Annotated in this window: 23 protein-coding genes; 14 read left to right on the forward strand and 9 right to left on the reverse strand. The window is 66.0% G+C overall.

Annotated features, from left to right (window positions below):
• Positions 1 to 75: 75 nt before the first annotated feature.
• The 3 genes from ACTXG9_RS13695 to ACTXG9_RS13705 all read left to right on the forward strand — a co-directional run bounded on the left by ACTXG9_RS13695 (position 76) and on the right by ACTXG9_RS13705 (position 1357).
• On the forward strand, positions 76 to 462 hold the full coding sequence (locus ACTXG9_RS13695; RefSeq protein ID WP_111101853.1) for an SseB family protein: 387 nt from the start codon (positions 76 to 78) through the stop codon (positions 460 to 462).
• Between the two features lie 140 nt (positions 463 to 602).
• Complete coding sequence (locus ACTXG9_RS13700) at positions 603 to 1067, forward strand: GNAT family N-acetyltransferase (protein ID WP_111101852.1); 465 nt, start codon at positions 603 to 605, stop codon at positions 1065 to 1067.
• Complete coding sequence (locus ACTXG9_RS13705; RefSeq protein ID WP_111101851.1) at positions 1064 to 1357, forward strand: hypothetical protein; 294 nt, start codon at positions 1064 to 1066, stop codon at positions 1355 to 1357. Before ACTXG9_RS13700 ends, ACTXG9_RS13705 begins: the two co-directional genes overlap by 4 nt.
• Before the next feature lie 133 nt (positions 1358 to 1490).
• On the opposite strand, the gene ACTXG9_RS13710 is transcribed toward ACTXG9_RS13705, so the two are convergent.
• From ACTXG9_RS13710 to ACTXG9_RS13720, 3 genes are all read right to left on the reverse strand, one after another.
• Positions 1491 to 5075, reverse strand: a complete 3585-nt coding sequence (locus ACTXG9_RS13710) for an ABC transporter permease subunit (RefSeq protein WP_456115738.1) — start codon at positions 5073 to 5075, stop codon at positions 1491 to 1493.
• 12 nt (positions 5076 to 5087) lie between these two features.
• Complete coding sequence (locus ACTXG9_RS13715; RefSeq protein ID WP_111101849.1) at positions 5088 to 5990, reverse strand: ABC transporter ATP-binding protein; 903 nt, start codon at positions 5988 to 5990, stop codon at positions 5088 to 5090.
• Positions 5991 to 6121: 131 nt separating this feature from the next.
• On the reverse strand, positions 6122 to 7153 hold the full coding sequence (locus ACTXG9_RS13720; protein ID WP_111101848.1) for a LacI family DNA-binding transcriptional regulator: 1032 nt from the start codon (positions 7151 to 7153) through the stop codon (positions 6122 to 6124).
• A 139-nt stretch (positions 7154 to 7292) separates the two neighbouring features.
• Between ACTXG9_RS13720 and ACTXG9_RS13725 the strand changes: the two genes are divergently transcribed.
• Positions 7293 to 7688: a hypothetical protein gene (locus ACTXG9_RS13725; protein WP_111101847.1), complete on the forward strand. Its 396-nt coding sequence runs from the start codon at positions 7293 to 7295 to the stop codon at positions 7686 to 7688.
• Between the two features lie 172 nt (positions 7689 to 7860).
• The gene (locus ACTXG9_RS13730) at positions 7861 to 8433 is read left to right on the forward strand and encodes a single-stranded DNA-binding protein (RefSeq protein ID WP_019659372.1); all 573 of its coding nucleotides are present in this window, start codon (positions 7861 to 7863) and stop codon (positions 8431 to 8433) included.
• Positions 8434 to 8556: 123 nt separating this feature from the next.
• Here ACTXG9_RS13730 and ACTXG9_RS13735 read toward each other — a convergent pair whose 3' ends face one another.
• Complete coding sequence (locus ACTXG9_RS13735) at positions 8557 to 9468, reverse strand: LysR family transcriptional regulator (protein ID WP_111101846.1); 912 nt, start codon at positions 9466 to 9468, stop codon at positions 8557 to 8559.
• Positions 9469 to 9566: 98 nt separating this feature from the next.
• On the opposite strand from ACTXG9_RS13735, the gene ACTXG9_RS13740 reads away from it, so the two are divergent.
• The 6 genes from ACTXG9_RS13740 (at position 9567) to ACTXG9_RS13765 (ending at position 14825) form a co-directional block, all read left to right on the forward strand.
• The gene (locus ACTXG9_RS13740; RefSeq protein ID WP_072168647.1) at positions 9567 to 9893 is read left to right on the forward strand and encodes a nuclear transport factor 2 family protein; all 327 of its coding nucleotides are present in this window, start codon (positions 9567 to 9569) and stop codon (positions 9891 to 9893) included.
• Positions 9890 to 10672 (forward strand): SDR family oxidoreductase, encoded by a 783-nt coding sequence (locus ACTXG9_RS13745; RefSeq protein WP_111101845.1) that lies wholly within the window; start codon positions 9890 to 9892, stop codon positions 10670 to 10672. The genes ACTXG9_RS13740 and ACTXG9_RS13745 overlap by 4 nt, the downstream gene beginning before the upstream one ends.
• Positions 10673 to 10882: 210 nt before the next feature.
• The gene (locus tag ACTXG9_RS13750; RefSeq protein WP_456115739.1) at positions 10883 to 11779 is read left to right on the forward strand and encodes a hydroxypyruvate isomerase family protein; all 897 of its coding nucleotides are present in this window, start codon (positions 10883 to 10885) and stop codon (positions 11777 to 11779) included.
• 27 nt (positions 11780 to 11806) lie between these two features.
• Entirely contained in the window at positions 11807 to 13492 is a 1686-nt protein-coding gene (locus ACTXG9_RS13755; RefSeq protein WP_456115740.1) for a GMC oxidoreductase, read from the forward strand.
• Positions 13492 to 14067, forward strand: coding sequence for a gluconate 2-dehydrogenase subunit 3 family protein (locus ACTXG9_RS13760; protein ID WP_021203063.1), 576 nt, complete (start codon positions 13492 to 13494; stop codon positions 14065 to 14067). Before ACTXG9_RS13755 ends, ACTXG9_RS13760 begins: the two co-directional genes overlap by 1 nt.
• Entirely contained in the window at positions 14052 to 14825 is a 774-nt protein-coding gene (locus ACTXG9_RS13765) for a 3-keto-disaccharide hydrolase (protein ID WP_021203064.1), read from the forward strand. The genes ACTXG9_RS13760 and ACTXG9_RS13765 overlap by 16 nt, the downstream gene beginning before the upstream one ends.
• Positions 14826 to 14855: 30 nt before the next feature.
• Here the strand turns inward: ACTXG9_RS13765 and ACTXG9_RS13770 are convergent, their stop codons facing one another.
• The 5 genes from ACTXG9_RS13770 to ACTXG9_RS13790 are packed head-to-tail and all read right to left on the reverse strand — an operon-like array spanning position 14856 to position 19485.
• Positions 14856 to 15152, reverse strand: coding sequence for a c-type cytochrome (locus ACTXG9_RS13770; protein ID WP_065198060.1), 297 nt, complete (start codon positions 15150 to 15152; stop codon positions 14856 to 14858).
• 18 nt (positions 15153 to 15170) lie between these two features.
• Positions 15171 to 16031, reverse strand: coding sequence for a sugar phosphate isomerase/epimerase family protein (locus ACTXG9_RS13775; protein WP_134735497.1), 861 nt, complete (start codon positions 16029 to 16031; stop codon positions 15171 to 15173).
• A gap of 19 nt (positions 16032 to 16050) precedes the next feature.
• Positions 16051 to 17175 (reverse strand): Gfo/Idh/MocA family protein, encoded by a 1125-nt coding sequence (locus ACTXG9_RS13780; protein WP_456115741.1) that lies wholly within the window; start codon positions 17173 to 17175, stop codon positions 16051 to 16053.
• A 12-nt stretch (positions 17176 to 17187) separates the two neighbouring features.
• On the reverse strand, positions 17188 to 18405 hold the full coding sequence (locus ACTXG9_RS13785; RefSeq protein WP_111098244.1) for a nucleoside permease: 1218 nt from the start codon (positions 18403 to 18405) through the stop codon (positions 17188 to 17190).
• A gap of 27 nt (positions 18406 to 18432) precedes the next feature.
• The gene (locus ACTXG9_RS13790; RefSeq protein WP_021203068.1) at positions 18433 to 19485 is read right to left on the reverse strand and encodes a sugar phosphate isomerase/epimerase family protein; all 1053 of its coding nucleotides are present in this window, start codon (positions 19483 to 19485) and stop codon (positions 18433 to 18435) included.
• Between the two features lie 95 nt (positions 19486 to 19580).
• Between ACTXG9_RS13790 and ACTXG9_RS13795 the strand changes: the two genes are divergently transcribed.
• The 3 genes from ACTXG9_RS13795 to ACTXG9_RS13805 all read left to right on the forward strand — a co-directional run bounded on the left by ACTXG9_RS13795 (position 19581) and on the right by ACTXG9_RS13805 (position 22897).
• On the forward strand, positions 19581 to 20588 hold the full coding sequence (locus tag ACTXG9_RS13795) for a LacI family DNA-binding transcriptional regulator (RefSeq protein WP_021203069.1): 1008 nt from the start codon (positions 19581 to 19583) through the stop codon (positions 20586 to 20588).
• 114 nt (positions 20589 to 20702) lie between these two features.
• A complete protein-coding gene (locus ACTXG9_RS13800; protein ID WP_019659361.1) occupies positions 20703 to 21755 on the forward strand; it encodes a sensor domain-containing diguanylate cyclase in 1053 nt (350 codons plus the stop codon).
• Between the two features lie 116 nt (positions 21756 to 21871).
• Positions 21872 to 22897, forward strand: a complete 1026-nt coding sequence (locus ACTXG9_RS13805) for an AI-2E family transporter (protein ID WP_111098245.1) — start codon at positions 21872 to 21874, stop codon at positions 22895 to 22897.
• The last annotated feature ends 74 nt before the right edge of the window (positions 22898 to 22971 follow it).

The raw sequence follows: 22971 nt of genomic DNA on the forward strand, positions 1-22971 counted from the left end.
CGGTTGGCACGCTCTTCGAGCAGTCGAGCAGGCTCGACCCTACAATAGGCCCCCCTCACGCCCCGCCGTACCGCCATGACCGACCTCGCCCCGCAGACCCCGATCGAAACCCTGTTGAAGGCGGCGATGGACGGGGCGGTGCCGATCCGCGCCTTCATGGAGGCCTTCGTCGCTTCCGAGGTAGTGCTGCTGACCGGCAGCCTGGTCACGCCCGACGGCAGCGGCTTCGACCCGCTGCTGTTCGACAAGCAGGGCATCCTGCACGTGGCCGTGTTCACCGATCCGTCGCGGGTGGGCATCTACAGCCAGCAGGCCGAACACCAGATCCGCTGGCTGATGCTGGACGTGCTGCGCCGCGTGCCGGGTGGCTACGGCGTGGTGATCAACCCGGGCACCCAGCTGGGTTTCGAGATCTCGCCCAGGGGCGTCGGCGAGATCCTGAAGGACTTCGCCCAGGGTTGATTGTCATGTAGAGCCGAGCCCATGCTCGGCTGCCGTTCGCGCAATGCCGGATCAGTCGAGCACGGCGCGACTCTACAGAAGGCTTCCCTTCGAGCGCCGTCCGTGATCCTCTTGGGCAATATCGGGATCAAGGCATTGCCATGGAATTCAGGGTATTACCCGCTGGCGCACCGGAACGGCAGCAACTGGCCGAGTGGTACCACGCACAATGGGGCCAGGACGCGGGCCTGTCGCTGGAACAGGAACTGCAGCGGCTCAATACGCCGCAGGACGCCGGAGGTTTCCCGCACCTGATCGCCGCCTTCGATGGAGACCAGTTGGTTGGTGCCGTGCAGCTCAAGCGCAGGGAGATGCAGGTATTCCCGCAGTATGAACACTGGCTGGGCAGCGTGTTCGTGGCCGACAGCCATCGGGGCCGCGGGCTGGCCAGTGGGCTGGTCGAGCAGGCAGCGGCGCAGGCGGTTCGGATGGGCGTTTCCGCGTTGTATCTACAGACCGAAGCGCTGGATGGCGGCCTGTACGCTCGGCTGGGCTGGAAGCCGCTGCAGGAAGCCGACAACTGCAGCTATCGCGTGCTGGTGATGGTGCGCAGGTTGGCCGCATGAACGCATCTGCATCGCGTCATTCCCGCTCTGCGCTGATCTTCCTGATCGCGGCGATCGTTGCCGCGCTGGTGTCCATGCCCCTGCTGCGCGCGGTGGGCATGGTGCTGTGGCCGGTGTTCGTGGTTGCCTGGCTGATCAACCTGGGCGCGGCCTGGCATCTGGCCCAGTGGGCACGCCAGCAGGGCCGTTCGGCGTGGGCGTTCGGGTTACCGGCGGTGCTCGGCACCGTCGCCTCGATCGTGGTCTTCGTGCTGCTGGCATTGCTGGGGCCGAAGGCCGCGGTGCACTGAATTTTCGCGGCTGCCGTAGACAATGTGCCGAGCATGGCTCGGCACTACAGGAGGGCCAAGCCAAACAGCAAAGCCGAGCCAAGCCCGCACGTGCTGCGTGGAACGCTGGCGCACAGGCCGGCGCCCCGTTGCCTCACATCGTCACCTTGCGCCGATTGTCATCGCTCACCCGGTCGATCAGCTTGTTGTAGGGATCGAAGCCTGCTTCGTCCGGCTTTTCATCCACCGTCACCGTGATCTTCGGCGCGGCGCTGGTGATGTGGTGGCGCTGCAGGTACAGCACCTTCTGGTCGCGCTCCTTGCCCGACGGCCCATTGGCGAACACGCCGATCTCCACCCAGTCATCCATCTTGCCGGCGGTCTCCTTGCCCTTGCCATCGGCATACTGCTTGCTGGCATGCAGGTCCAGGGTCACGTCGTAGCGACCGTCATCGCGCTTGCGGGCGCTGGCGGCCATCACGCGGTTGTCGTAGAAGCTGATCTTCTCGAACAGGTCAGTGACCAGCTGCTGGCGGTCGGCCGGGGTCTCGGCGCGGATGTAGGCCAGCAATTCGCGCGAGGTGGTGTAGGGCGGTTGCTGGTAACCCTTGTCCTGCAGGAAACGCTTCAATGCCCGGTTAAGCGCCTGCTCACCGATCTCCTCGCGCAGCCGGTAGAACACCAGCGAACCCTTCTGGTAGTGGATGTACTGCTGGTTTTCCACGCGCTCCAGCGGCTGTTCCTCGATGGCCTCGCCGCCGCGGCCGGACAGGTAACCGTCCAGTTCGCGCTTGAGGAACTGGCGCATGTGCTGGCGGCCGTACTCCTGCTCCATCACCATCAGTGCCGAATACTGCGACAACGATTCGGACAGCACCGTGGCGCCCTGCACGTTGGCACCGATCACCTGGTGCGCCCACCACTGGTGTGCGATTTCGTGCGCGGTCACGTAGAACACGTAGTCCACCTTGTCCGGGTCACGCAGGTCGGCGATGAAACCGATGGCTTCGGAGTAGGGGATGGTGTTGGCGAACGACTGCGCGAAGCGGGCATAACCCGGGAACTCGATGATGCGCACCTGGCGATGCTGGTACGGGGTGAAGTTCGCCTCGTAGTAGGCCAGCGATTTGTGCACCGCTTCGATCATCCGCTCCACGTTGTAGCCGTGCGCCGGGCCGAAGTAGACCTCGATCGGTATGTCCTTGTACTTTGCCTTGCGCACCTCCCAGCGCGCCGACAGATAGGCGTAGAAGTTCAGCATCGGTCGATCCATGGCATAGCTGAAGCAGCGCCGGCCATTGACCGTGCTCTCATGCTGCAGATAGCCCGGGGCCAGCGCCACCTGGTCCGGTGCCGTGCAGATCGTGGTGCGGAAGTCGAGCCAGTCGGCATCGTTGGCTATGTACGTGTTGGCACGCGCGGCTTCGTCTTCCAGCTTGGGCATGCGCCGCGGCTCACCCAGGTCGCGCTTGCGCCGCTCGTTGCGGTCGGTGATCTCCGCGCCCTCGTTGTAGCCGAACGACGGCAACACGCGGCTGTTGAAGAACGTGCCGTTGTCCACGATGTTGCTCGGCGCCTGGCCGGCGGTGATGCCACTGGGCTTCTGCACCACCCGGAAATGGACCCGGCGGCTTTCGCCCGGTTGCAGAGGCTTGTCCAGCCGATAGATGCGATACCCCAGGTCCTTGGCATGGAAGGCCATCGTCTGTCCGCCAAGATCGGCGGCTACCAGCTGTTTGTCATCGCCCATCGAGACATGCAGTTCCGGGATCGGCTGCGCGTGGAGATTGCGGATCGTCCAGTTCGCATCGATCACCATCGACTGCGATTCGGGGGACAGGTCCACGCGGTTGTCCACCGCCACGATGCGGGGCTGCGGCAGGTTGCGGTACTTCGACAGCTCGCGCTCGTAGCGGGCCTGCAGATCCAGCTGCTGGTCCGGAGAAAGGAACTCGTTGCGGATGTTGGTGCTCCAGTACAGCCAGCCCCCCACGCCGACGAACGCCACTGCTGCCAGCGCTGCAAAGGCGCCGGTCGGGCCGCGCAGGCGGCGGCCGGCCAGGGCCAGGCGCTGGCGCAGGCCCTGGCTGACACCCCGTACCCAGAAGGCCGACGCCAAGCACATCAGCGTCAGCAGGAACAACGCACAGTAGCCCTGGAACGCCAGTTGCCCGGTCAGGAAGTGGCCGTAGCCGTTCATGTCCGAATAGGGCGCGTTGGGCCAGCTGCCGAAGTTGTACAGGTTCTGCGTGTAGTCGAGCAGGCCGAGCACGCCCTGGCCGATCATCACCACGATCAGCAATGCGTATCCGACGAACTTGTTGTTGGTGAGCACCTGCAGCACCAGCGCCAGGCCCCCCATCAGGATGTAGACCACCGAATCCAGCGCGAGGCTGCGCAGGTACAGCAGCGGCTCCAGATGCGTGTAGCCCTTGGCCAGCTGCACGCCCATCGCGGCCAGCGCGCCGGCGGCCTGGAAGCAGATGATCACGGCCAGCAGTGCGGTGAACTTGGCCAGCAGAGGCACCCAGTTCGGCACCGGCATGGCATCGGTCACTTCATTGATGCGCGCACTGCGTTCCTTCCAGACCAGCTCACCGGCGAAGAACAGCACGATGATCACCAGCAGCCAGCTGAAGGCCCCCTGCAGGCCCATGATCATCTGCGAGGTGACCGGCCAGATCGAGGTGCCGTACAGGGTCTGCCGGAACAGCGCGCTGGGCAGGAAGTTGGCCAGGCCCAGTACCAGCAGCACGATGAACGGCACGCTGCGCAGGACACCGCGTGTATCGAAGCGGACTTGGCGCAGGAACTGCTGCCACGCCGTGCTGGCAGTGAACGCCGGTATCACGCGCGGCAGTGTCGCGCGAGTGGGACGGACCACGCTGGCTTCGGAAGCCGGTTGCGCCTGCCTGCGGCTCCAGCGCCGACGGCCACTGCCGCTGCGTTCGGTGCGGAACAGCGCGAAGGTGGCGGCAAACAGCGCGGCAGCCACGCCCAACCACAGGGCGCGATTGGCCAGCAGGTAGCCGGCCAGCTCGGGAACCCCGCTGTTGCGTTCGGCGGTGGACCAGTAGCGGATGGTACGGCCGAGTGCGCGCATGCCCAGCGGTTCGCTCAGCACCGCGATCCACGTATTGTCGATGTCGCGCAGCAGGGCCGCGCTGGCGCCGTACAAGACCAGGTAGGCCACCAGGCCGATGTAGACCCAGAGGATCGAGCGGGTCAGCGCTGCCAGCAGCGACAGCAGCGCGGTGGTGAACAACAGGTTCGGAATGACGACGACCGCGAACGTCCAGGCATAGCCCTGCCAGCTGATCGGGCCCATGCGCTCGGGATCGACCCACGGCATGAACGGCGCCAGCCACAGGCCGAATGCGATCAGGATGTAGACCAGCAGCCCGGCCGCCAGGGCGGCAGCGATGCGCCCCGCCAGGTAATCGCGGCGCTTCACCGGGCAGGCGAAGATCAGTTCGGCAGTGCCGAGTTCGAAGTCACGCAACAGCGCGTTGCTGACGAACAGGGCGGTGACCAGCATGCCGAGCAGGGTGAAGATGCCCAGCATCTGTGCGATCACGGTGGGCGCGTTGCTGTGCACGTTGCCGGTGCCGCCACCGATCTGCACGGCGTCGCTGGACGCGGCGGCAAAGGCAAGCAGGGCGAACAGCCCGGCCAGCAGCCACAGCAGCGGGGATCGCAGCTGCTCGCGCAGCTCGAAGCGGAAGAAGTTGAGGATCATGGCGTGCTCCGCTCAGGCTGCGACGCGGCTACGGGCCTGAAGGCGCAGGCGCTGGAAGTACACGTCCTCGAGGTCGGGAGCCACGGCCGCGAAGCCGTCGCCAGGGTCGTTGGCGCTGTGCACGTGGATCACCGGGCGGCCACCGACCAGGCGGGTGGACAGCACCACGTAGCGTGCCTCGTGGTCGGCCAGTTCCGAAGGATCAACCTGCTTGCGCCAGACCTGCTGCTGCAGGGCGTCGATGGCATCGGCCGGGCGCACGGTCAGCAGCACCTGGCCTTTGTTCATGATCGCCATCGTCGGGCACAGATCGGTCACGTCCTCGACGATGTGGGTGGAGAGGATCACCGCCACGTTCTCGCCGATCGCCGCCAACAGGTTGAGGAAGCGGTTGCGCTCTTCCGGGTCGAGGCCGGCGGTGGGTTCATCGACGATCACCAACCGCGGGTCACCCAGCAGCGCCTGGGCAATGCCGAAGCGCTGGCGCATGCCGCCGGAGTAGGTGCCCAGCTTGCGCTTGCGCGCGTCCCACAGGTTCACCTGCTGCAGCAGCCCATCGACCACCTCGCGGCGCTGCGCGCCCTGCGTCAGGCCCTTGAGCACCGCGAAATGCTCCAGCAGGTCCAGCGCGCTGACTTTCGGGTACACGCCGAAATCCTGCGGCAGGTAACCCAGTCGGCGGCGCACCGCATCCTTGTCGCGCAGCACGTCGATCGGCGCCTCGCCTGGAATGCTGAGCGTCGCCGTGCCGCTGTCGGCTTCCTGCAGGGTGGACAGCGTGCGCATCAGCGAGGACTTGCCGGCGCCGTTGGGGCCGAGCAGGCCGAACATGCCCCGCGGGATGTCCAGGTTGACGTTGTTGAGGGCATGCACGCCGTTGGCGTACGTCTTGGACAGCGAATCGATCTTCAGCATGCGACGTACACCTTTCCATGGGCGATATCTGCGCGTTATCCGCGCATCAGCCTCCGTGCGCATCCGCCGTTGGTCATGGGGGAAGAATTCCGCCGTCGCACGTTGAGGCGTGGCGTAAGGCCTGGTGGCGCTTACCGGCGCAGCGACGATTCCCGCACCACCAGCTTCACCGGGATGCTCTGGCTCTGCACCGGCTGTCGGCCGATCAACGCCAGCAGGCGCTCCACCAGCAGCTGGCCGGCCTGCTTGGTGTCCTGCTGCACCGTGGTCAGCGCCGGGGACACCGAAGCGGCCAGCGGGATGTCGTCGAAGCCGGTCACCGCCACGTCCTGCGGCACCCGTAGCCCGGCCTCGCGCAGGGCGCGCATCGCACCGATGGCGATCAGGTCGCTGGCCGCGCAGATCGCATCGATCGGCTCTCCGCGCGCCAGCAGCGCCTGGCAGGCTTCCTGGCCAGAGGCCTCAGTGGTGATCGCATCGTGCTGCAGCGCCGGTTCGGCGGCCAGGTCGTGTTCCTGCAGGGCCGCGACATGGCCGCGGTAGCGCTCCTGGAATTCGGGGTAGTGGCTGGAGGCATGGCCAAGGAAGGCGATGCGGCGGCAGCCCTGCAGCAGCAGATGGGTGGTGATGTCATGCCCGCCCTGGAAGTTGTCGCTGCCGATCGAGACACCGGGCTGGCCGGGCAGGGCGGCGCCCCAGCGCACGAAGTGCGTGCCCTGTTCGACCAGCCGCTGCAGGCGGTCGCGCGATTCGTGGTAGTCACCGTAGCCGAGCAGGATGATGCCGTCGGCCTTGTTGCTGTCTTCGTAATCGGCCTGCCAGTCGGTGGACAGCTGCTGGAACGACACCAGCAGGTCCTGCCCGTGCAGGGCGCAGGCGCGGGTGATCGAGCCCAGCATCGAATGGAAGAACGGATTGATCAGCGAATCGTCGTTGGTCGGGTCTTCGAAGAACAGCAGGGCCAGCGTGCCGGCGTTGCGCAGGCGCAGGCTGGAGGCGTTCTTGTCGACCTTGTAGTTCAGCTCGCGGGCGATGCGCAGGATGCGCTCGCGGGTCTCGGCGTTGACCATCGGGCTGCCGCGCAGGGCCCGCGACACGGTTGGCTGGGAGACCCCGGCCAGATGGGCGATGTCCAGGGAGGTGGCTTTGCCTTTGATCGTCATGGGAACGCGGGAGGGGGCAGGGGGAAGGGTGCCCGGGCATGATGCCATGGGGTGGCTGCCGGCCGTCCTGGCCGTCACTGCTTGTGGCCACGGTCGCGGTCGTGCGACGGTCAACACCATAGCCTGATGGAGCCAAGCGGTGACCTTTCGCCTGTACCCGGGTGTCCCCGACGATTTCGAGGCGCGGACCCGCATCTTTGCGCCAGAGGAGGGTGGGCGTCGCAGCCCGGCCCGGAACGGTATCCGCTGGGACTTCGCCTACGCCGATGACGCCGGGGCGCCAGAGCTGTTCATGATCTGGCCCGACTTCCGTCACGCCGAGGGCGACAGCTGGGCGACCGAGCTGCCGCTGCCGGTGGGCGAGCCCCTGTTGGCCGGCCTGACCGTGGTCAATAAGGTGCTCAGGGCGGGGCTGCACCGGGAGCGTATCCGGCCCGGCGTGCGCTTCCACTGCCATGAAGGGCCCAGGGTGGTGGCGGTGGGGGAGGTCACACGGGTCACCGGCTTGCTGCTGGATCGCCCCCTGCTTCGTTGAGGTCGGTTCCGACCCGGATCGGCCGGATTCCCGACGGGCCGGGGGCGAAGGGAATGGTAAGATGCCTCGTTCCGATATCCCCCCCATTCGCAACCGCGGGAGGTCCAGCGTATCGGCACCCCGTCGGGTGTGCTATCACTGGTCCAGCCCCGGACAACGGAAGAATCCATCTATGGCGCGCGGCATCAACAAAGTCATCCTGGTCGGCAATCTCGGCAACGACCCGGACGTGAAGTACACCCAGAGCGGCATGGCGATCACCCGCATCAGCCTGGCCACCACCAGCGTCCGCAAGGACAAGGATGGCAACCAGCAGGAGCGCACCGAATGGCACCGCGTGGTGTTCTTCGGCAAGCTCGGCGAGATCGCCGGCGAGTACCTGCGCAAGGGCAGCTCGGTCTACGTCGAAGGCAGCCTGCGCTACGACAAGTACACCGGCCAGGACGGCGTGGAGAAGTACTCCACCGACATCATCGCCGATGAAATGCAGATGCTGGGCGGCCGCGGTGAAGGCGGCGGCGGTGGCGGTGGCGGCAACTACGGCGGCGATCGTCCGCAGCGCCAGCAGGCGCCGCGCCAGGAGTACGGCGGCGGCGGTGGTCAGCGCGGCGGCCAGGGCGGTGGCTATGGCAACCAGGGCGGCAACCAGGGCGGCGGTTACGGCAACCAGGGCGGCAACCAGCGCCCGCAGCCGCAGCAGGCGCCGCCGATGGACGACTTCGCTGACGACGATATTCCGTTCTAAGCGCATCTTCGGTGCATCCCGACAAGGGCTCCTGGCATGCCTGCCTGGGGCCCTTGTCGTTCTTGAGGCACTGCCGGGATCCTGTTGTCCGGCGGCGGCCGATGCGGACGTTCCTCGATGTTGTCACCGATTACCGAACACGCCCTGGTCCAGCAGGCAATCAATGAACGCACCCAGCAGGGCGGGGCGATGCCGCCTGCTCGGGTAGTAAAGAAAAAGCCCGGGGCGCGAGACCGACCAATCCGCCAGTACCCGCACCAGCAATCCCTGGGCCAGCAGTTCCCCCACGCGATCCTGCTCGAAGTGATAGGCGATTCCAAGGCCGGCCAGTGCCGCTGCAATCCCGACGTCAGCGTGATTGGTGACGACAGGACCGTCCACGGCGACCTCCAGGTGGCGGCCTCGCTTCTTGAACTCCCATCGGTACTGCCTGCCGTCACTCTGCAGCCGCCAGTTGATGCAGGCGTGATCCTGCAGGTCCGCCGGAGTTCGCGGTGTTCCGCGGCGTGCCAGGTAATCCGGTGACGCCACGGCCACCATGTTCAGGTCCGGGGTGAGGCGGATGGCCACCATGTCCTTCTCGAGCTGACCACCTACGCGGATGCCCGCATCAAACCGGCCACTGACGATGTCGCTGAGCGCGTCGTCGACCACGATGTCGACAACGACATCAGGGTAGGCCTGGTGGAAGCGGGCAAGCCGCGGGGCAATCAGTGTTCTCGCGGCGATGCCCAGCGTATTGATTCGCAGGGTCCCGTTGATCCGTCCGCTCGCTTCGCTGGTTTCAGCGACCGCTACCGCCAACTCCTGGAACAGCGGCGCGATGCGCGCGTACAGTCGCCCGCCGCTTGCTGATGGCGCGACGCTTCGGGTCGTGCGATTGAGAAGGCGGGTTCCGAGACGGCCTTCCAGTTGACGGATGGTCTGGCTCAGGGCCGAGGGCGATACCCCCAGATGTTCCGCCGCCCGCGCGAAGCTCTGACGTTCCACTACCGCCACGAAGGCCTTCAGTTCAGCGAACTCGGATCCGCGCATTATGTAAGATTCTTGACATAACCCATTCGAATTATAGGGCATTCACTTAACCGACCTGCGTGCACATCCTGAGCGCCTCACCACTGCAGGAGCCAGGAATGAATGCGTTGACTCTCCCAGAACCCATCGCCGCGTACTTCGCGGCCGAACATGACCCCGAAGTGCTGGCGCGTTGTTTTGCCGCCCAGGCTGTGCTGAAGGACGACGGGCACACCCTCGTCGGCGTCGACGCCATCAAAGCCTTCCTGGCCGAGGCATCGGCCAAATACAGCGCCACCAGCGTGCCGAGCGCCATCGAACGGCAGGGGAAACACCACGTTGTCCGTGCCATCGTGAGCGGCAACTTCCCCGGCAGTCCGATTCTGCTGAGCTACCGTTTCGAACTGGAACGGGGCCTGATCGCATCGCTGGAGATCACCGCATGAGCTTCGATCTTCAACTCGGTGGCCTGCGGGCCGTGGTGACCGGCGGCACGGCCGGTGTGGGGGCGGCCGTGGTCAGGACCCTTGCCGAGGCCGGGGCCAGGGTGATGACGTCGGCGCGCAGCCTGCCGGCACGCCCGGTGGAAGGAGTCGCCTACGTAGCCGCCGATCTGTCGACGGCCGAGGGCACCGGCATTTTCGCCCACGCCGTGCTGCAGGCATGGGGCGGCGCAGACATCCTGGTCAATGTGCTGGGGGGATCAAAGACACCTGGCGGCGGCTTCGCAGCGATCAGTGATGCGCACTGGCTTGCCGAGCTGAACCTGAATCTGATGCCGGCGGTCCGTCTGGATCGTGCCTTGCTGCCATCCATGGTCGCGCAGCGCGCTGGCGTGATCATCCACGTCAGTTCGATCCAGCGCATGCTGCCTCTGCCGGAGTCCACCACCGCGTATGCCGCCGCCAAAGCGGCACTCACGACCTACAGCAAGTCGCTTTCACGAGAGGTCACCCCCAAGGGCGTGCGGGTGCTGAGCGTAGCGCCGGGCTGGATCGAGACAGAAGCATCCCGGGAATTTGCAGAGCGGATCGCGGCAGAAGCGGGAACCGATTATGAAGGTGGCAAGAGGCTGGTCATGGACTGGCTCGGCGGGATCCCGGTGGGACGGCCCGCGGCACCGCAGGAGGTGGCCGATCTGATTGTGTTCCTGGCGTCTCCCCGGTCGGCGTCGATTGCCGGAACGGAGTATCGGATCGACGGCGGCACGATTTCGACGCTGTAGCCAACAGGCGTCGTGCTGCTCCCACCGCCAGAAGGAAAGCCCCGCTCACGCGGGGCTTTTGTTTTCCAGGTCGGCTGCGGAGTTGTGCCCCGCAGCATTGAATTTTCGTGCACCGCAACTTGCAAGCATCCAATTTCCTCCCCTATGGTGCAATCGATTGCATTGCTGTGAATCGTTGCGTTTGATACCGGTTGGGAGGCCGGAAGGTGGATGTCCATCCATTCGATCAGACCGGCTCCTTCGAGGGGGCTCACGCGGCGCGATGCGCTGCGCATGGCGGTTGCTGGAGGCGTAGCTCTGGGTACTGCGGGAGCGTTGCCTGCATTCGCCACCACTGCACCGCTGAAGGGCAACCTGAAGCAGGCCGTGGCCCGCTGGACCTTCCCGCAGCTGTCAGTTGCCCAGCTCTGCGCGACGGTGAAGGACATCGGTTTTGCCGCGATCGACCTAGTCGGCCCGGAAGACTGGCCCACGCTGAAGGCGAATGGTGTCTACAGTTCGATGTGCAATGGCGCGGAGCTGGGCCTTACCAAGGGTTTCGCTGGCCGGGAGTTCCACGACGAACTGGTGGAACGCTATACAAAGTACATCGATCTGGTGGCCGATGCCGGTTACCGCAATCTCATCTGCTTTTCCGGCAACCGCAACGGCATGGACCCGCAGGACGGCATGGCCAATGCCGAGGCCGGCCTCAAGCGCATCCTCGGGCATGCCGAGAAGCGTGGCGTGGTGCTGGTGATGGAGCTGCTGAACTCCAAGGTCGACCATCGCGACTACCTGTGCGACCACTCGGCCTGGGGCGTGGAGCTGTGTCAGCGGCTGGGCTCAGACAATTTCGGCCTGCTCTACGACATCTACCACATGCAGATCATGGAGGGCGACATCATCGCCACCATCGGCAAGCATCACGCCTGCTTCAAGCATTACCACACCGCAGGCGTGCCTGGCCGGAACGAGATCGGAGACCAGCAGGAGCTCCACTATCCGGCCATCTGTCGCGCGATCCGCGACACCGGTTTCAAGGGGTATCTGGCGCAGGAGTTCACGCCTGCAGCGCCCGATCCCGTTGCCTCATTGCGCGAGGCGATCCGCCTCTGCGACGTCTGAAACGATATCCACCCAGGTGAGAAACCCATGGCAGATAATCACTACGACGCCATTGTTGTTGGCTCGGGAATCAGTGGCGGTTGGGCAGCGAAGGAGCTGGCCGAGAAGGGCCTGAAGGTCCTGATGCTGGAGCGGGGCCGCAACATCGAGCACGTCAAGGACTACGTCAACGCGATGAAGGAGGCGTGGGATTTCCCGCACCGAAACCGTCCGACGCAGGCGATGAAGGCCAAGTTCCCGGTGCTGATGCGCGACTACGGCCTCGCCGAGAACCTGGAAGGGATGTGGGCCGACGAGCAGGACTCGCCCTACATCGAGACCAAGCGTTTCGACTGGTTCCGCGGCTACCACGTGGGCGGTCGCTCGTTGATGTGGGGCCGGCAGAGCTATCGCTTCTCCGATCTGGATTTCGAGGCCAACCTCAAGGACGGCATCGCCACCGATTGGCCAATCCGCTATGCCGACATCGCGCCGTGGTACGACCATGTAGAGAGGTTCGCCGGCATTGCCGGCACGCGCGAAGGACTGGACGTGTTGCCGGACGGCGAATTCCTGCCGCCGATTCCCCTGAACATCGTCGAGAAGGATGTGGCCGCGCGGATCAAGAAGGCCTTCGGCGGAACACGGCATATGATCCACTCGCGCACTGCCAACATCACCCAGCCGATGCCCGAGCAGGGCCGCGTGAACTGCCAGTACCGCAACAAGTGCATCCTGGGCTGTCCCTTCGGTGCCTATTTCTCGACCCAGTCGGCGACGCTGCCGGCGGCGATGAAGACCGGCAACCTGACCTTGCGGCCGTTCTCGATCGTCAAGGAAGTGCTCTACGACAAGGACCGCAAGCGTGCGCGCGGCGTGGAGGTCATCGACGCCGAAACAGGCCAGACCTACCAGTACACGGCCAAGGTCATCTTCCTCAATGCATCGTCGTTCAACTCGACCTGGCTGCTGATGAATTCGGCGACCGACGTCTGGGACGGGGGGCTGGGCTCTTCGTCGGGTGAGCTCGGGCACAACGTGATGGACCATCATTTCGGTGCGGGCGCCTCGGGCCGGGTCGAGGGCTACGAAGACAAGTACTACTTCGGTCGTCGTCCCTGCGGTTTCTACATTCCGCGGTTCCGCAACGTGGCCGCCGACAAGCGCGGCTACCTGCGCGGGTTCGGTTACCAGGGCGGTGCCAGCCGCACCGGCTGGTCGCGCGAGATCGCCGAGCTGAACATCGGTGCCGACCTGAAGGAGGCGCTGACCGTGCCGGGCGACTGGCGCATCGGCATGACCGGGTTCGGTGAAATGCTGCCGCACCACGACAATGCGATCCGCCTGGACCGCAACCGCAAGGACAAGTGGGGGCTGCCGGTGCTGGCGATGGATGTGTCCATGCGTGCCAACGAACTGGCGATGCGCAAGGACATGGCCGCTGATGCCGCCGAGATGCTGGAGGCGGCCGGGGTCAAGGACGTGAAGATGCACGACAACGACTATGCCCCGGGCAAGGGCATCCATGAGATGGGGACCGCGCGCATGGGACGTGACCGGAAGAGCTCCGTACTGAACGCACACAACCAGGTCTGGGATGCGCCCAACGTCTATGTGACCGATGGTGCCTGCATGACCTCCAGCGCCTGCGTGAATCCCTCGCTGACCTACATGGCATTGACGGCCCGCGCCGCCGACCATGCGGTGCGCGAACTGAAAGCGGGGAACTTCTGATGGATCGTCGCGAACTGCTGAAGATGATCGTCGCCGCCACCGGTGCGGCCATGGTTGGCCTGCCGGCGCTGGTGCAAGGGCAGGCGCCGGCCGCGGGGGCGATGCCCGCGTTCACCGATGCCGATATCGGCACGCTGGACGAGATCGCCGAGACCATCCTGCCGCGGACCCGGACACCCGGGGCGAAGGACGCGGGCGCCGGTGCGTTCATGGCCACGTTCGTCAGCGACTGCTACACCGCTCGCCAGCAGGCGGTGTTCCGTGCCGGCCTGGCCGACATCGACAAGCGTGCCGGTGGCCGCTTCCTGTCGCTCACGCCGGAGGCACGCACCGGGTTGCTGCGTACCCTGGATGCCGAAGCCAAGGCGCGCAATGCCGATGTGACCGAGACCGGTACGCCAGAAGAAGGCGAGGCGATGCCGCATTACTTCACGATGATCAAGCAACTGGCCATCTTTGGCTTCTTCACCTCCAAGGTCGGTGCGACCGGGGTGCTGCAATACGTCGCCGTGCCGGGACGTTACGACGGCGACCTTGCCTACGTTCCCGGTACGCCTGCATGGGGGACCAGCTGATGGACGACACCTGGATGATCCGCGCTCTGCTGGGCACCGCCGGCCTGCTTGCCGCTGCGACGGCATTCGCACAGGACGGTGCCGATGCTGCGCGTGACCCGAAGAAGACCGAGGTGTGGACGCCGGTGCCTGCGGTGGTGGCCACGCCACCGGGCAAGGCACCGTCGGACGCCATCGTGCTGTTTGATGGCAAGGATGTCTCGGCCTGGGAGGCGGAGCAGGGAGGGCGTGTACCCTGGAAGGTTGCCGATGGCGCCATGACCGTCGTTCCGGGCAGCAAGGGCATCCGCACCAGGCAACGCTTCTGCGATATCCAGCTGCATGTCGAATGGCGTACCCCCACCGAGACGAAAGGCTTCGACGGCCAGAACCGGGGCAACAGCGGCATCTTCCTGCAGGAACTGTATGAGTTGCAGGTGCTCGACAGCTACCACAACCCGACGTATGCCAACGGCCAGGCGGGGTCGATCTACAAGCAGGCGATGCCGTTGGTGAACGCCTCGCGCGCACCGGGGCAGTGGCAGGCCTACGACATCATCTGGAAGGGACCGCGCTTCTCTCCGGGCGGTGGGCTGCTCTCGCCGGCGCGCATCACGGTGCTGCACAACGGTGTTCTGGTGCAGGACGATACCGCTGTGGCGGGCAGGACCGAGTACATCGGTCCTCCCTCCTACTCACCGCACGGATGTGCGCCGCTCTATCTGCAGGAGCATGACTCCAGGGTCAGCTACCGCAACATCTGGGTGCGCGAACTGTAGCGGCACGCGGCCGGCGTGGTCGCCGGCCGCCTACTTCGCCAGATAGCTGGCGAGGTCGTCGATCTCCTGCTGCGACAGCTGGGCAAAGGGCGGCATCAATCCTCCGCCCTTCCTGATCTTGTCCTTGACCTGGGCGGGCTGAAGCCGCTTGCCGACGTCGGTAAGCGCCGGGAAGGTCGGCGGTACGCCGGCGCGTTCAGCACCGTGGCAGGCAGTGCAGTGCTGGGCGTAGAGCTTCGCGCCGGCGGCGGGATCGTCCTTGGCCCAGGCTGCGGCTGCATGGCTCACGCCGCCCAGGGCTACGGCCACTGCCAGGATCATTTTCATGGGGAACTCCTTCATGCGTCAGTGCCGTGCACGGGCGGGCACGTTGGGCAGGTGTTCACGCAGGTAGTCCGCGCCGGCCTGGATGACCTTGGCCGGATCGCGTGGCTGGTCGTGTTCGACGATGTACCACTGCACGCCAGCGGTGGCGGCGGCCGGCAGGATCGCGTTCCAGTCCAGCACGCCCTGGCCGACCGCAGCGAAACCACCTTCGTCTTCGGCCTGGCCCTTGGGTGCATTGTCCTTGGCGTGTACCGCAAAAACGTGACCGCGGAACTTGCCAAGCATCACCGCCGGGTCCAGTCCCGCTCGCGCGACCCAGGCCAGGTCCAGTTCGGTCTTCAGATCGGGTCCGGCCGCTGCGAACAGCAGCTCCAGCCCGGTCTGACCGTCGAAGTCGGCCAGCTCGAAATCGTGGTTGTGATAGGCCAGCTGCATGCCCTTGACGCGCACCTGCCTGGCGATCCGGCCCAGCTCCTGGCCCAATGCGGTCCAGCCGGCGGCATCGCGCGGACGGTCCTTCTGGTCCAGGTAGGGCACCACCAGTGTGGTGTTGCCGATCGAGCGGTTGAAGGCCACCACGCCATCGAGGTTGTCGCGCAGCTCGGCCAGCTGCACGTGCGACGAAACCGCCCTGATCGAGTACCGGTCCAGCAGTCGCTTCAGTTCCGGAGCGCTGACGTTCTGCGTTCCGACGGTCTCCACCGCGCGCACGCCCGCGTCGTGGACGATTTTCAGCTGCTGGTCGAGCGAGCCTGCATTGCGCAGGGTGTACATCTGCACCGCGATCGGCTTCTGCGTGGTGGCCGCTTCGTCTGCGAAGGCGGGCAGGGCAGCGAGCAGCAGGATGAGACCTGCACTTCTACGGAAAAGAGCTTTCATCAACAGATCCTCCCGGGATTCAACCGATGGCGGTCCAGGCGCGTGACCTGGCCGATGCAATGACGCGATCGACGATCCGCGCCGAGCGCAGGCCGTCTTCGAAGGTGGGCAGGCCTTCGAAGCGCTCGCCGTCAACGGCACGATAGGTGTCGGCGACGAACGCTTCGAAGCAGTGGCCGTAGCCCTGGGCATGCCCCGCTGGCAGCGGCGACAACCGGCGTTGTTCGGCACTGCCGGCACCCGGGCCGCGCACGAAGATTTCCTCGCGCTGCTCGGGCCGGCCGATCCACAACCGCTCGGCATCCTCCTGGTTGAACGCCACGCTCGCATTGGCGCCATCGATCTCGAACCAGAGCCGGTTGTGGCGTCCGGCCGAGACCTGGCTGACCGTCAATGACGCCAGCGTGCCGGCGCCGGTCCTGAACATCGCTGCGGCCACGTCCTCGCTCTCGACCGCCTGCCTTGCGCCGCCTGTCGCCGGCGTGCTGAAGCTCTGGCCAGTGGTGGCGCTGCGCTCGGCGATGACCGTGGCGAACGCCGCGCTCGCTTCGGTGAAGCGTTCGCCACTGACCCATTCCACCAGGTCACACCAGTGCGAGCCGATGTCGGCGAACACGCGCGACGCGCCGCCCAGCGCCGGGTCAACCCGCCAGTTGTTGCTGGCCGGGTCCAGCAGCCAGTCCTGCAGGTAGCTGCCATGGATCAGGTGCAACGGCCCAAGTTCACCCTGCGCGATGCGTGCACGCGCCTCGCGGACCACCGGGTGGTAGCGGTAGACGAAGGGGACGGTGGCAACCAATCCGGTCGAGGCAGCCAGCGCCGCGAGCGCCCGTGCATCGTCCAGCGTCGTCGCCAGAGGTTTCTCGCAGATCACGTGCTTGCCGGCTTCTAGCGCGGCCTGCGCCATCGCGCAGTGCAGGTGGTTGGGCGTGCAGATGTGCACGACCTGTACCTGGGGGTCAGCGACGACGTCATTGATATCGCGATAGGCGTGCGGGACATTCCACGCGTGTGCCACCTCGCTCGCGCGCTGCGGCGACGAGGCCAGTACGCCGCGTACCGCGGCGCCCGCCAGCAGTGCCGCGCGGCGATGCACCGCGCCGATCATGCCGGTACCAACGATGGCGATTCCAAGGTGGGGCATCGGCCGGTCTCCTCAGGGTGTGTACGGCGCTGCAGCAGCTGCCGGGCGGTCGCGGAACAGCAGCAGGAAGGCGATCAGCACCACCAGTGCAACACCGGCCGGGAACAACCAGATCCGTTGCCAGTCCGGGCCTGCTGCGGTGGTGAAGTGCTCCACAACGGCACCGGACAGGAAGGTGCCGATCAGCATGCCCACGCCGTAGGTGGCCAGGGTGATGAAGCCCTGTGCGCTGCTGCGCGCGGCGGGGCCGGCATGGGCGTCGGTGTAGATCTGGCCGGTGACGAAGAAGAAGTCATAGCAGATGCCGTGCAGCACGATGCCGATCACCAGCAGCGGGAAACCGCCACCGGCATCGCCGAAGGCGAACAGGGCGTAGCGCACCACCCAGGCGGCCATGCCGACCGCCAGCATGGTCTTCACCCCCAGCCGCACGAACAGGAAGGGCATGGCCAGCATCAGCAGCACTTCGGACACCTGGCCCAGCGACTGCAGGCCGGCGGCGCCCTGCACGCCCAGATCGTTGAGATACGGATTGGTGAAGTTGTAGTAGAACGACAGCGGAATGCAGATGGCGATGGAAGCCAGGAAGAACACCAGGTAGGCACGCGATTTCAGCAGCCGCAACGAATCCAGCCCCAGGATCTGTCCCAGCCCGGCCTCGCGCTGCTGCGCCAGTGGTGGCGTGTGCGGCAGGGTGAACGCATACAGGCCCAGCACCAGCGATGCTGCAGCCGCCATCCGGAACGTCAGTTCAAGCCGATGCGCCTGTTCCCAGCCCAGCCAGCCGATCAGCACGCCTGCGACGATCCAGCCGACGCTGCCGGCCACGCGTACCAGCGGGAACTGCTTCTCCGGCGATTGCATGTGCCGCATCGCCACGCTGTTGGCCAGGGCCAGCGTCGGCATGAACAGCAGCATGTAGCCCATGACGCACGCGGAAAACACGCTGAAACTGGTGGCGGTGGAAGCCAGCCACATCAGCACCGCGCCAGCCAGGTGCAGTACTGCCAGGATGCGCTGCGCCGCGAAATAGCGGTCCGCGATCAGGCCGACCAGGAAGGGTGCCACGATGGCGCCGATGGACTGGCTGAGGAACGCGGTTGCCACTTGGCTCGCGCTGGCCTGCAAGGGGCCCTGCACAAGGTACGTCCCCAGGGTGACGAACCACGCCCCCCAGATGAAGAACTGCAGAAACATCATCGCGCCCAGGCGCGACATCGCGTGCGTCATGGCTTGCCCTCCCGGGGCGGAAATGGTTCAGATTCCCAGCATGCGGTGAAGTGATTCCAGATCCGTGCCGCTCCCGGCAAAATCGTCGAAGGCGCGTTCGGTTACATGGATGATGTGATCGCGGATGAAGGCGGCGCCCTCGCGTGCACCGTCTTCCGGGTGCTTCAGGCAGCACTCCCATTCCAGTACCGCCCAGCCCGGGAAGTCGTACTGCGCGAATCTGGAGAAGATCGCCTTGAAGTCGATCTGGCCATCACCGAGTGAACGGAACCGGCCCGGGCGATCGATCCAGTCCTGGTAGCCGCCATACACGCCGCTGCGCGCGCTGGGCCGGTACTCCGCGTCCTTCACGTGGAAGACGCCGATGCGCGCGTGGTAGCGATCGATGAAACCGAGGTAGTCCATCTGCTGCAGCAGCAGGTGGCTGGGGTCGTACAGGATCTTCGCGCGCGGGTGGTGATCGACCACGTCAAGGAAGCGCTCGAAGGTTGCGCCATCGTGCAGGTCCTCGCCCGGGTGGAGCTCGAAGCACAGGTCCACGCCACAGGTGTCGAAGACATCCAGGATCGGTCGCCAGCGGCGGCCGAGTTCGGCGAAGGCTTCTTCCACCAGGCCCGGCGGGCGCTGCGGCCACGGATAGAAATAGGGCCAGGCCAGTGCGCCGGAGAAGGTGGCATGCGCGGCCAGCCCCAGGCGCTGGCTGGCCTGAGCCGCCAGCCGCAGCTGCTCCACCGCCCACGCCTGGCGCGCCGGCGGGTTGCCGCGCACGTTCGCCGGGGCGAATCCGTCGAACAGGCTGTCGTAGGCAGGATGGACCGCGACCAGCTGCCCCTGTAGATGGGTAGACAATTCGGTGATCTGAAGGCCGTAACCGGCCAGCATGCCGGCAATATCGTCGCAGTACGCCTGGCTGCGTGCCGCCTCCGCCAGATCGAACAGGCGGGGCGCGGAGGTGGGAACTTGTACGCCAGAATAGCCCAGACCCGCGGCCCATCCGGCCAGCGTGTCCAGCCGATCAAAAGGAGCTGTGTCGCCGATGAACTGCGCCAGGAACAGCGCTGGACCCTTGAGCGTCTTCAACGTGATTCGCCCTCGATGCAATCGATTGCATTATCCTAGCAGGGGCGCACGCAGGACCTGTTGTGCACTGCACAGCGGACGGGAGAACTAACGCCATGGCCACCATCTACGACATCGCAAAGCACGTCGGCGTCTCCGCCGGCACGGTGTCGCGGGCACTGTCCCGGCCGGACAAGGTCCTGCCGGCCACCCGTGCGCGCATCGAGCAGGCGGCCGCCGCGCTGGGCTATGTGCCCAACACGGTGGCCCGCACGCTCAAGACCCACCGCAGCGGCAAGATCCTGGTCACCGTCCCGGACATTGCCAATCCGTTCTTCGCCCAGATCCTGCAGGGCGCGGAGGACGCAGCGCAGGCGGTCGGCTACGCGGTCCTGCTGGGGGATACCCAGCATCAACCGGACCGCGAGGAGCGCTACGCGCAGATGCTCCGGCGCAACGAGGCCGACGGCATGATCGTGCTGGGGCATCGCCTGCCACCTACGGCGCGTGACATCGTTGAGCAACGCGGTTCCGCCGCACCGGTGGTCAACGGCTGTGAATTCGATCCCGCACTGGGGATTCCCAGCGTCCACATCGACAATGCCGCCGCCGCGCGCACGGTGATGGAACACCTGTATGGACTGGGACACGAACGGATCGCGGTGGTGGGAGGCCCCCCCGACAATCCGCTGCACCAGCAACGGATGGAAGGGGTCCGGGCGGCGGGCAAGGCGCGTGGGCGCCTGCGCCAGCTGAACATCATGCCGGGTGACTTTTCGGTGGAGTCCGGCCATGCAGCTGCGATATCGATGTTGGCCGTCGCGCCGGTGCCGACTGCGGTCTTCTGTTTCAGCGACCAGATGGCGCTGGGCACTCTCGCTGCCTGCCGGGAGCTGGGCATCCGCGTGCCGGAGGACCTGTCCATCGTCGGCTTTGACGACCTGGCCTCCTCGCGCTACCTGACGCCGCCGCTGACGACGATCAGGCAGCCGATGCGGCAGATTGGCGAGCGCGCGGTCAACCTGCTGCTCGCCATCATCGAACAGGTCGATGTGCCGCTGCAGCAGACGCTGGAGTTCAGCTTCATGCTGCGCGGTTCCACGGCGGCCCCCAGGGGCGGGTGAACACCGCGCCACGGGGCGCCGCCTTGATCCCGAATTGACGCGAACCTGTCAGACTCACCGGCAGCCAGCCCGGCAAGGGCCGTAGCAGCAGGTGCGATCGCGCAGGAGGGGGCAATGCCATTCTTCACCGATTCGGCGGAAGGCGCGGTCGAAGGCATTGGCGCGGCACGTCGCATCGGCTGGATGCGTTTTGTCGGCAATGGACTGGGGGCGATCCCCATCGCGTCGATCATCCTCGAACGGCAGAATGGCGGATGGGCGTGGGTCCTGCTGCTGCTCAACGCGCTGGCGTGGCCCGCGCTGGCGCTGCTGCTGACCCGGCGCTCCCGCCAGCCGGCGCGCGTCCAGTTCCGCTGCATGGTGGCCGATTCCCTGTTCGGCGGCGGCTGGATCGCATTCATGGCGCTTAGTGCCGTGCCCAGCGCGCTGTTTGCCGCGCTGCTGGTGGCCGACAAGATCGCAGCCGGTGGCGTGCGCCTGGCGACGCGCGCCACGTTGGCGCTGCTGCTGGGCTTCGCACTCACCTGGTGGGCGCTCGGCTTCCCATTCCAGCCGGTGACCTCGCAACGCACGATCATGCTGAGCATCCCGTTCCTGTTCGTGTATGGCATCGGGCTGAGCATTCTCAGCTGGCAGCTGGCCCGTCGGGTGAAATCGCAGAACCGCCAGTTGAAGCGGCTGAGCCGGATGGACCCGCTGGTGGAGCTGGCCAACCGCGGCTTCCTGATCGTCCGCGCGCAGCAGGCACTGGACAAGGCGCAGGGTCAGGGTGGTTTCGCCTGCCTGCTGATGCTTGATGTGGATGACTTCAAGCGCATCAATGACTCGCACGGTCATCGTGCCGGGGATGAAGTGCTGCGCCATATCGCGTCCACCTTGCGCGCCTTCGCCCGGCCCGGTGATACCCCTGCGCGGCTGGGAGGCGACGAGTTCGTGGTGCTGCTGCACGACTGTGCGCCCATCGATGCGATGCAGGTGGCCGAGCGGGTCCGCCTGCACCTGCTGGAAGCAGCACGGCAGGCAACACCGGGCATCGAGTTCAGCGTCAGCATCGGCATCGCGGCAACGCCGCGCGGTGGCAGCGTCGAGGACTGGCTGGCACTGGCCGACCGTGCGCTCTACCACGCCAAGCGCCAGGGCAAGAACAACGCCAGCTATGGCGAATGAGCGGGCCGGGGCGGTGGGCATACCGCAGAACGAGGGCATAGCGCTCGTTCATGCTGTACCCGGAATCGTCGCCACCAATCCTCTACCATGGGCCACCCCGCCCGGACGCACCGCCCATGCAAGACGCCCTCGTTGCACCGCCCAAGCCCCCCGTTGCGCGGATCGCGGCGTGGTTGATGATGCTGCTGGGCATGTGGCTGGCGTTGAAGCTGGGCCTGGTGGTGACCCTGCTGTCGGGGTTGCTGGTGTTCCAGCTGACCCACGTGCTGGCCTCCACCGTGGAAGGCAAGCTGCCGCCGGGACGAGCGCGGGCGATCGCGGTGATCGTATTGTCGGCCATCATCATCAGCGCGCTGGTATTGGCCGGCATCGGCGTGGCCTCGTTCTTCCGCAATGAGACCGGCGGCCCGGACGCGCTGCTGGCGCGCCTGATGGAGATCCTCAATACCTCGCGGCACCAGGTGCCGGCGCTGCTGCAACCCTACATTCCCGAAGACATGCCGGCGCTGCGCGCGGCGCTGAACGACTGGGCCGCCGAGCACCAGCGCCAGCTGGGCGTGGCCGGTACCTCGGTGGTGCAGGTGGGCGTGCGCGTGCTGATCGGCATGGTGCTGGGGGCGATGATCGCGCTGTACGACGAACTTCCCGTGCCCAAGATGGGGCCGTTGGCGCAGGAGCTGATCGGGCGCACCAGCCGCCTGGCCACCGCATTCCGCCAGGTGGTGTTCGCACAGGTGAAGATCTCGCTGCTCAACACCGTGTTCACCGCGATCTTCCTGCTGGGCGTGCTGCCGCTGTTCGGTGTGCACCTGCCGCTGTCCAAGACCTTGGTGTTGATCACCTTCGTCGCCGGCCTGCTGCCGGTGGTGGGCAACATCATTTCCAACACGGTCATCACCATCGTTGCGCTGTCTGTCTCGTTCTACGTGGCAGTGGCGGCGCTGCTGTACCTGATCGTGATCCACAAGCTGGAGTACTTCCTCAATGCGCGCATCGTCGGCGGTGAAATCCAGGCCCGCGCCTGGGAGCTGCTGCTGGCCATGCTGGTGATGGAGGCGGCGTTCGGCCTGCCCGGCCTGGTGGCGGCGCCGGTGTTCTATGCCTACGTGAAGCGCGAACTGGTCGACCAGCGCTGGATCTGACCCGGCGTAACCTGTCGCATCTGATCGGCTGGCGTCGGGGCGCCGGCATTGTCGGCGCGTTCGCGCGCGCCGCG

Source organism: Stenotrophomonas maltophilia group sp. LNF247 (genome assembly GCF_054083135.1).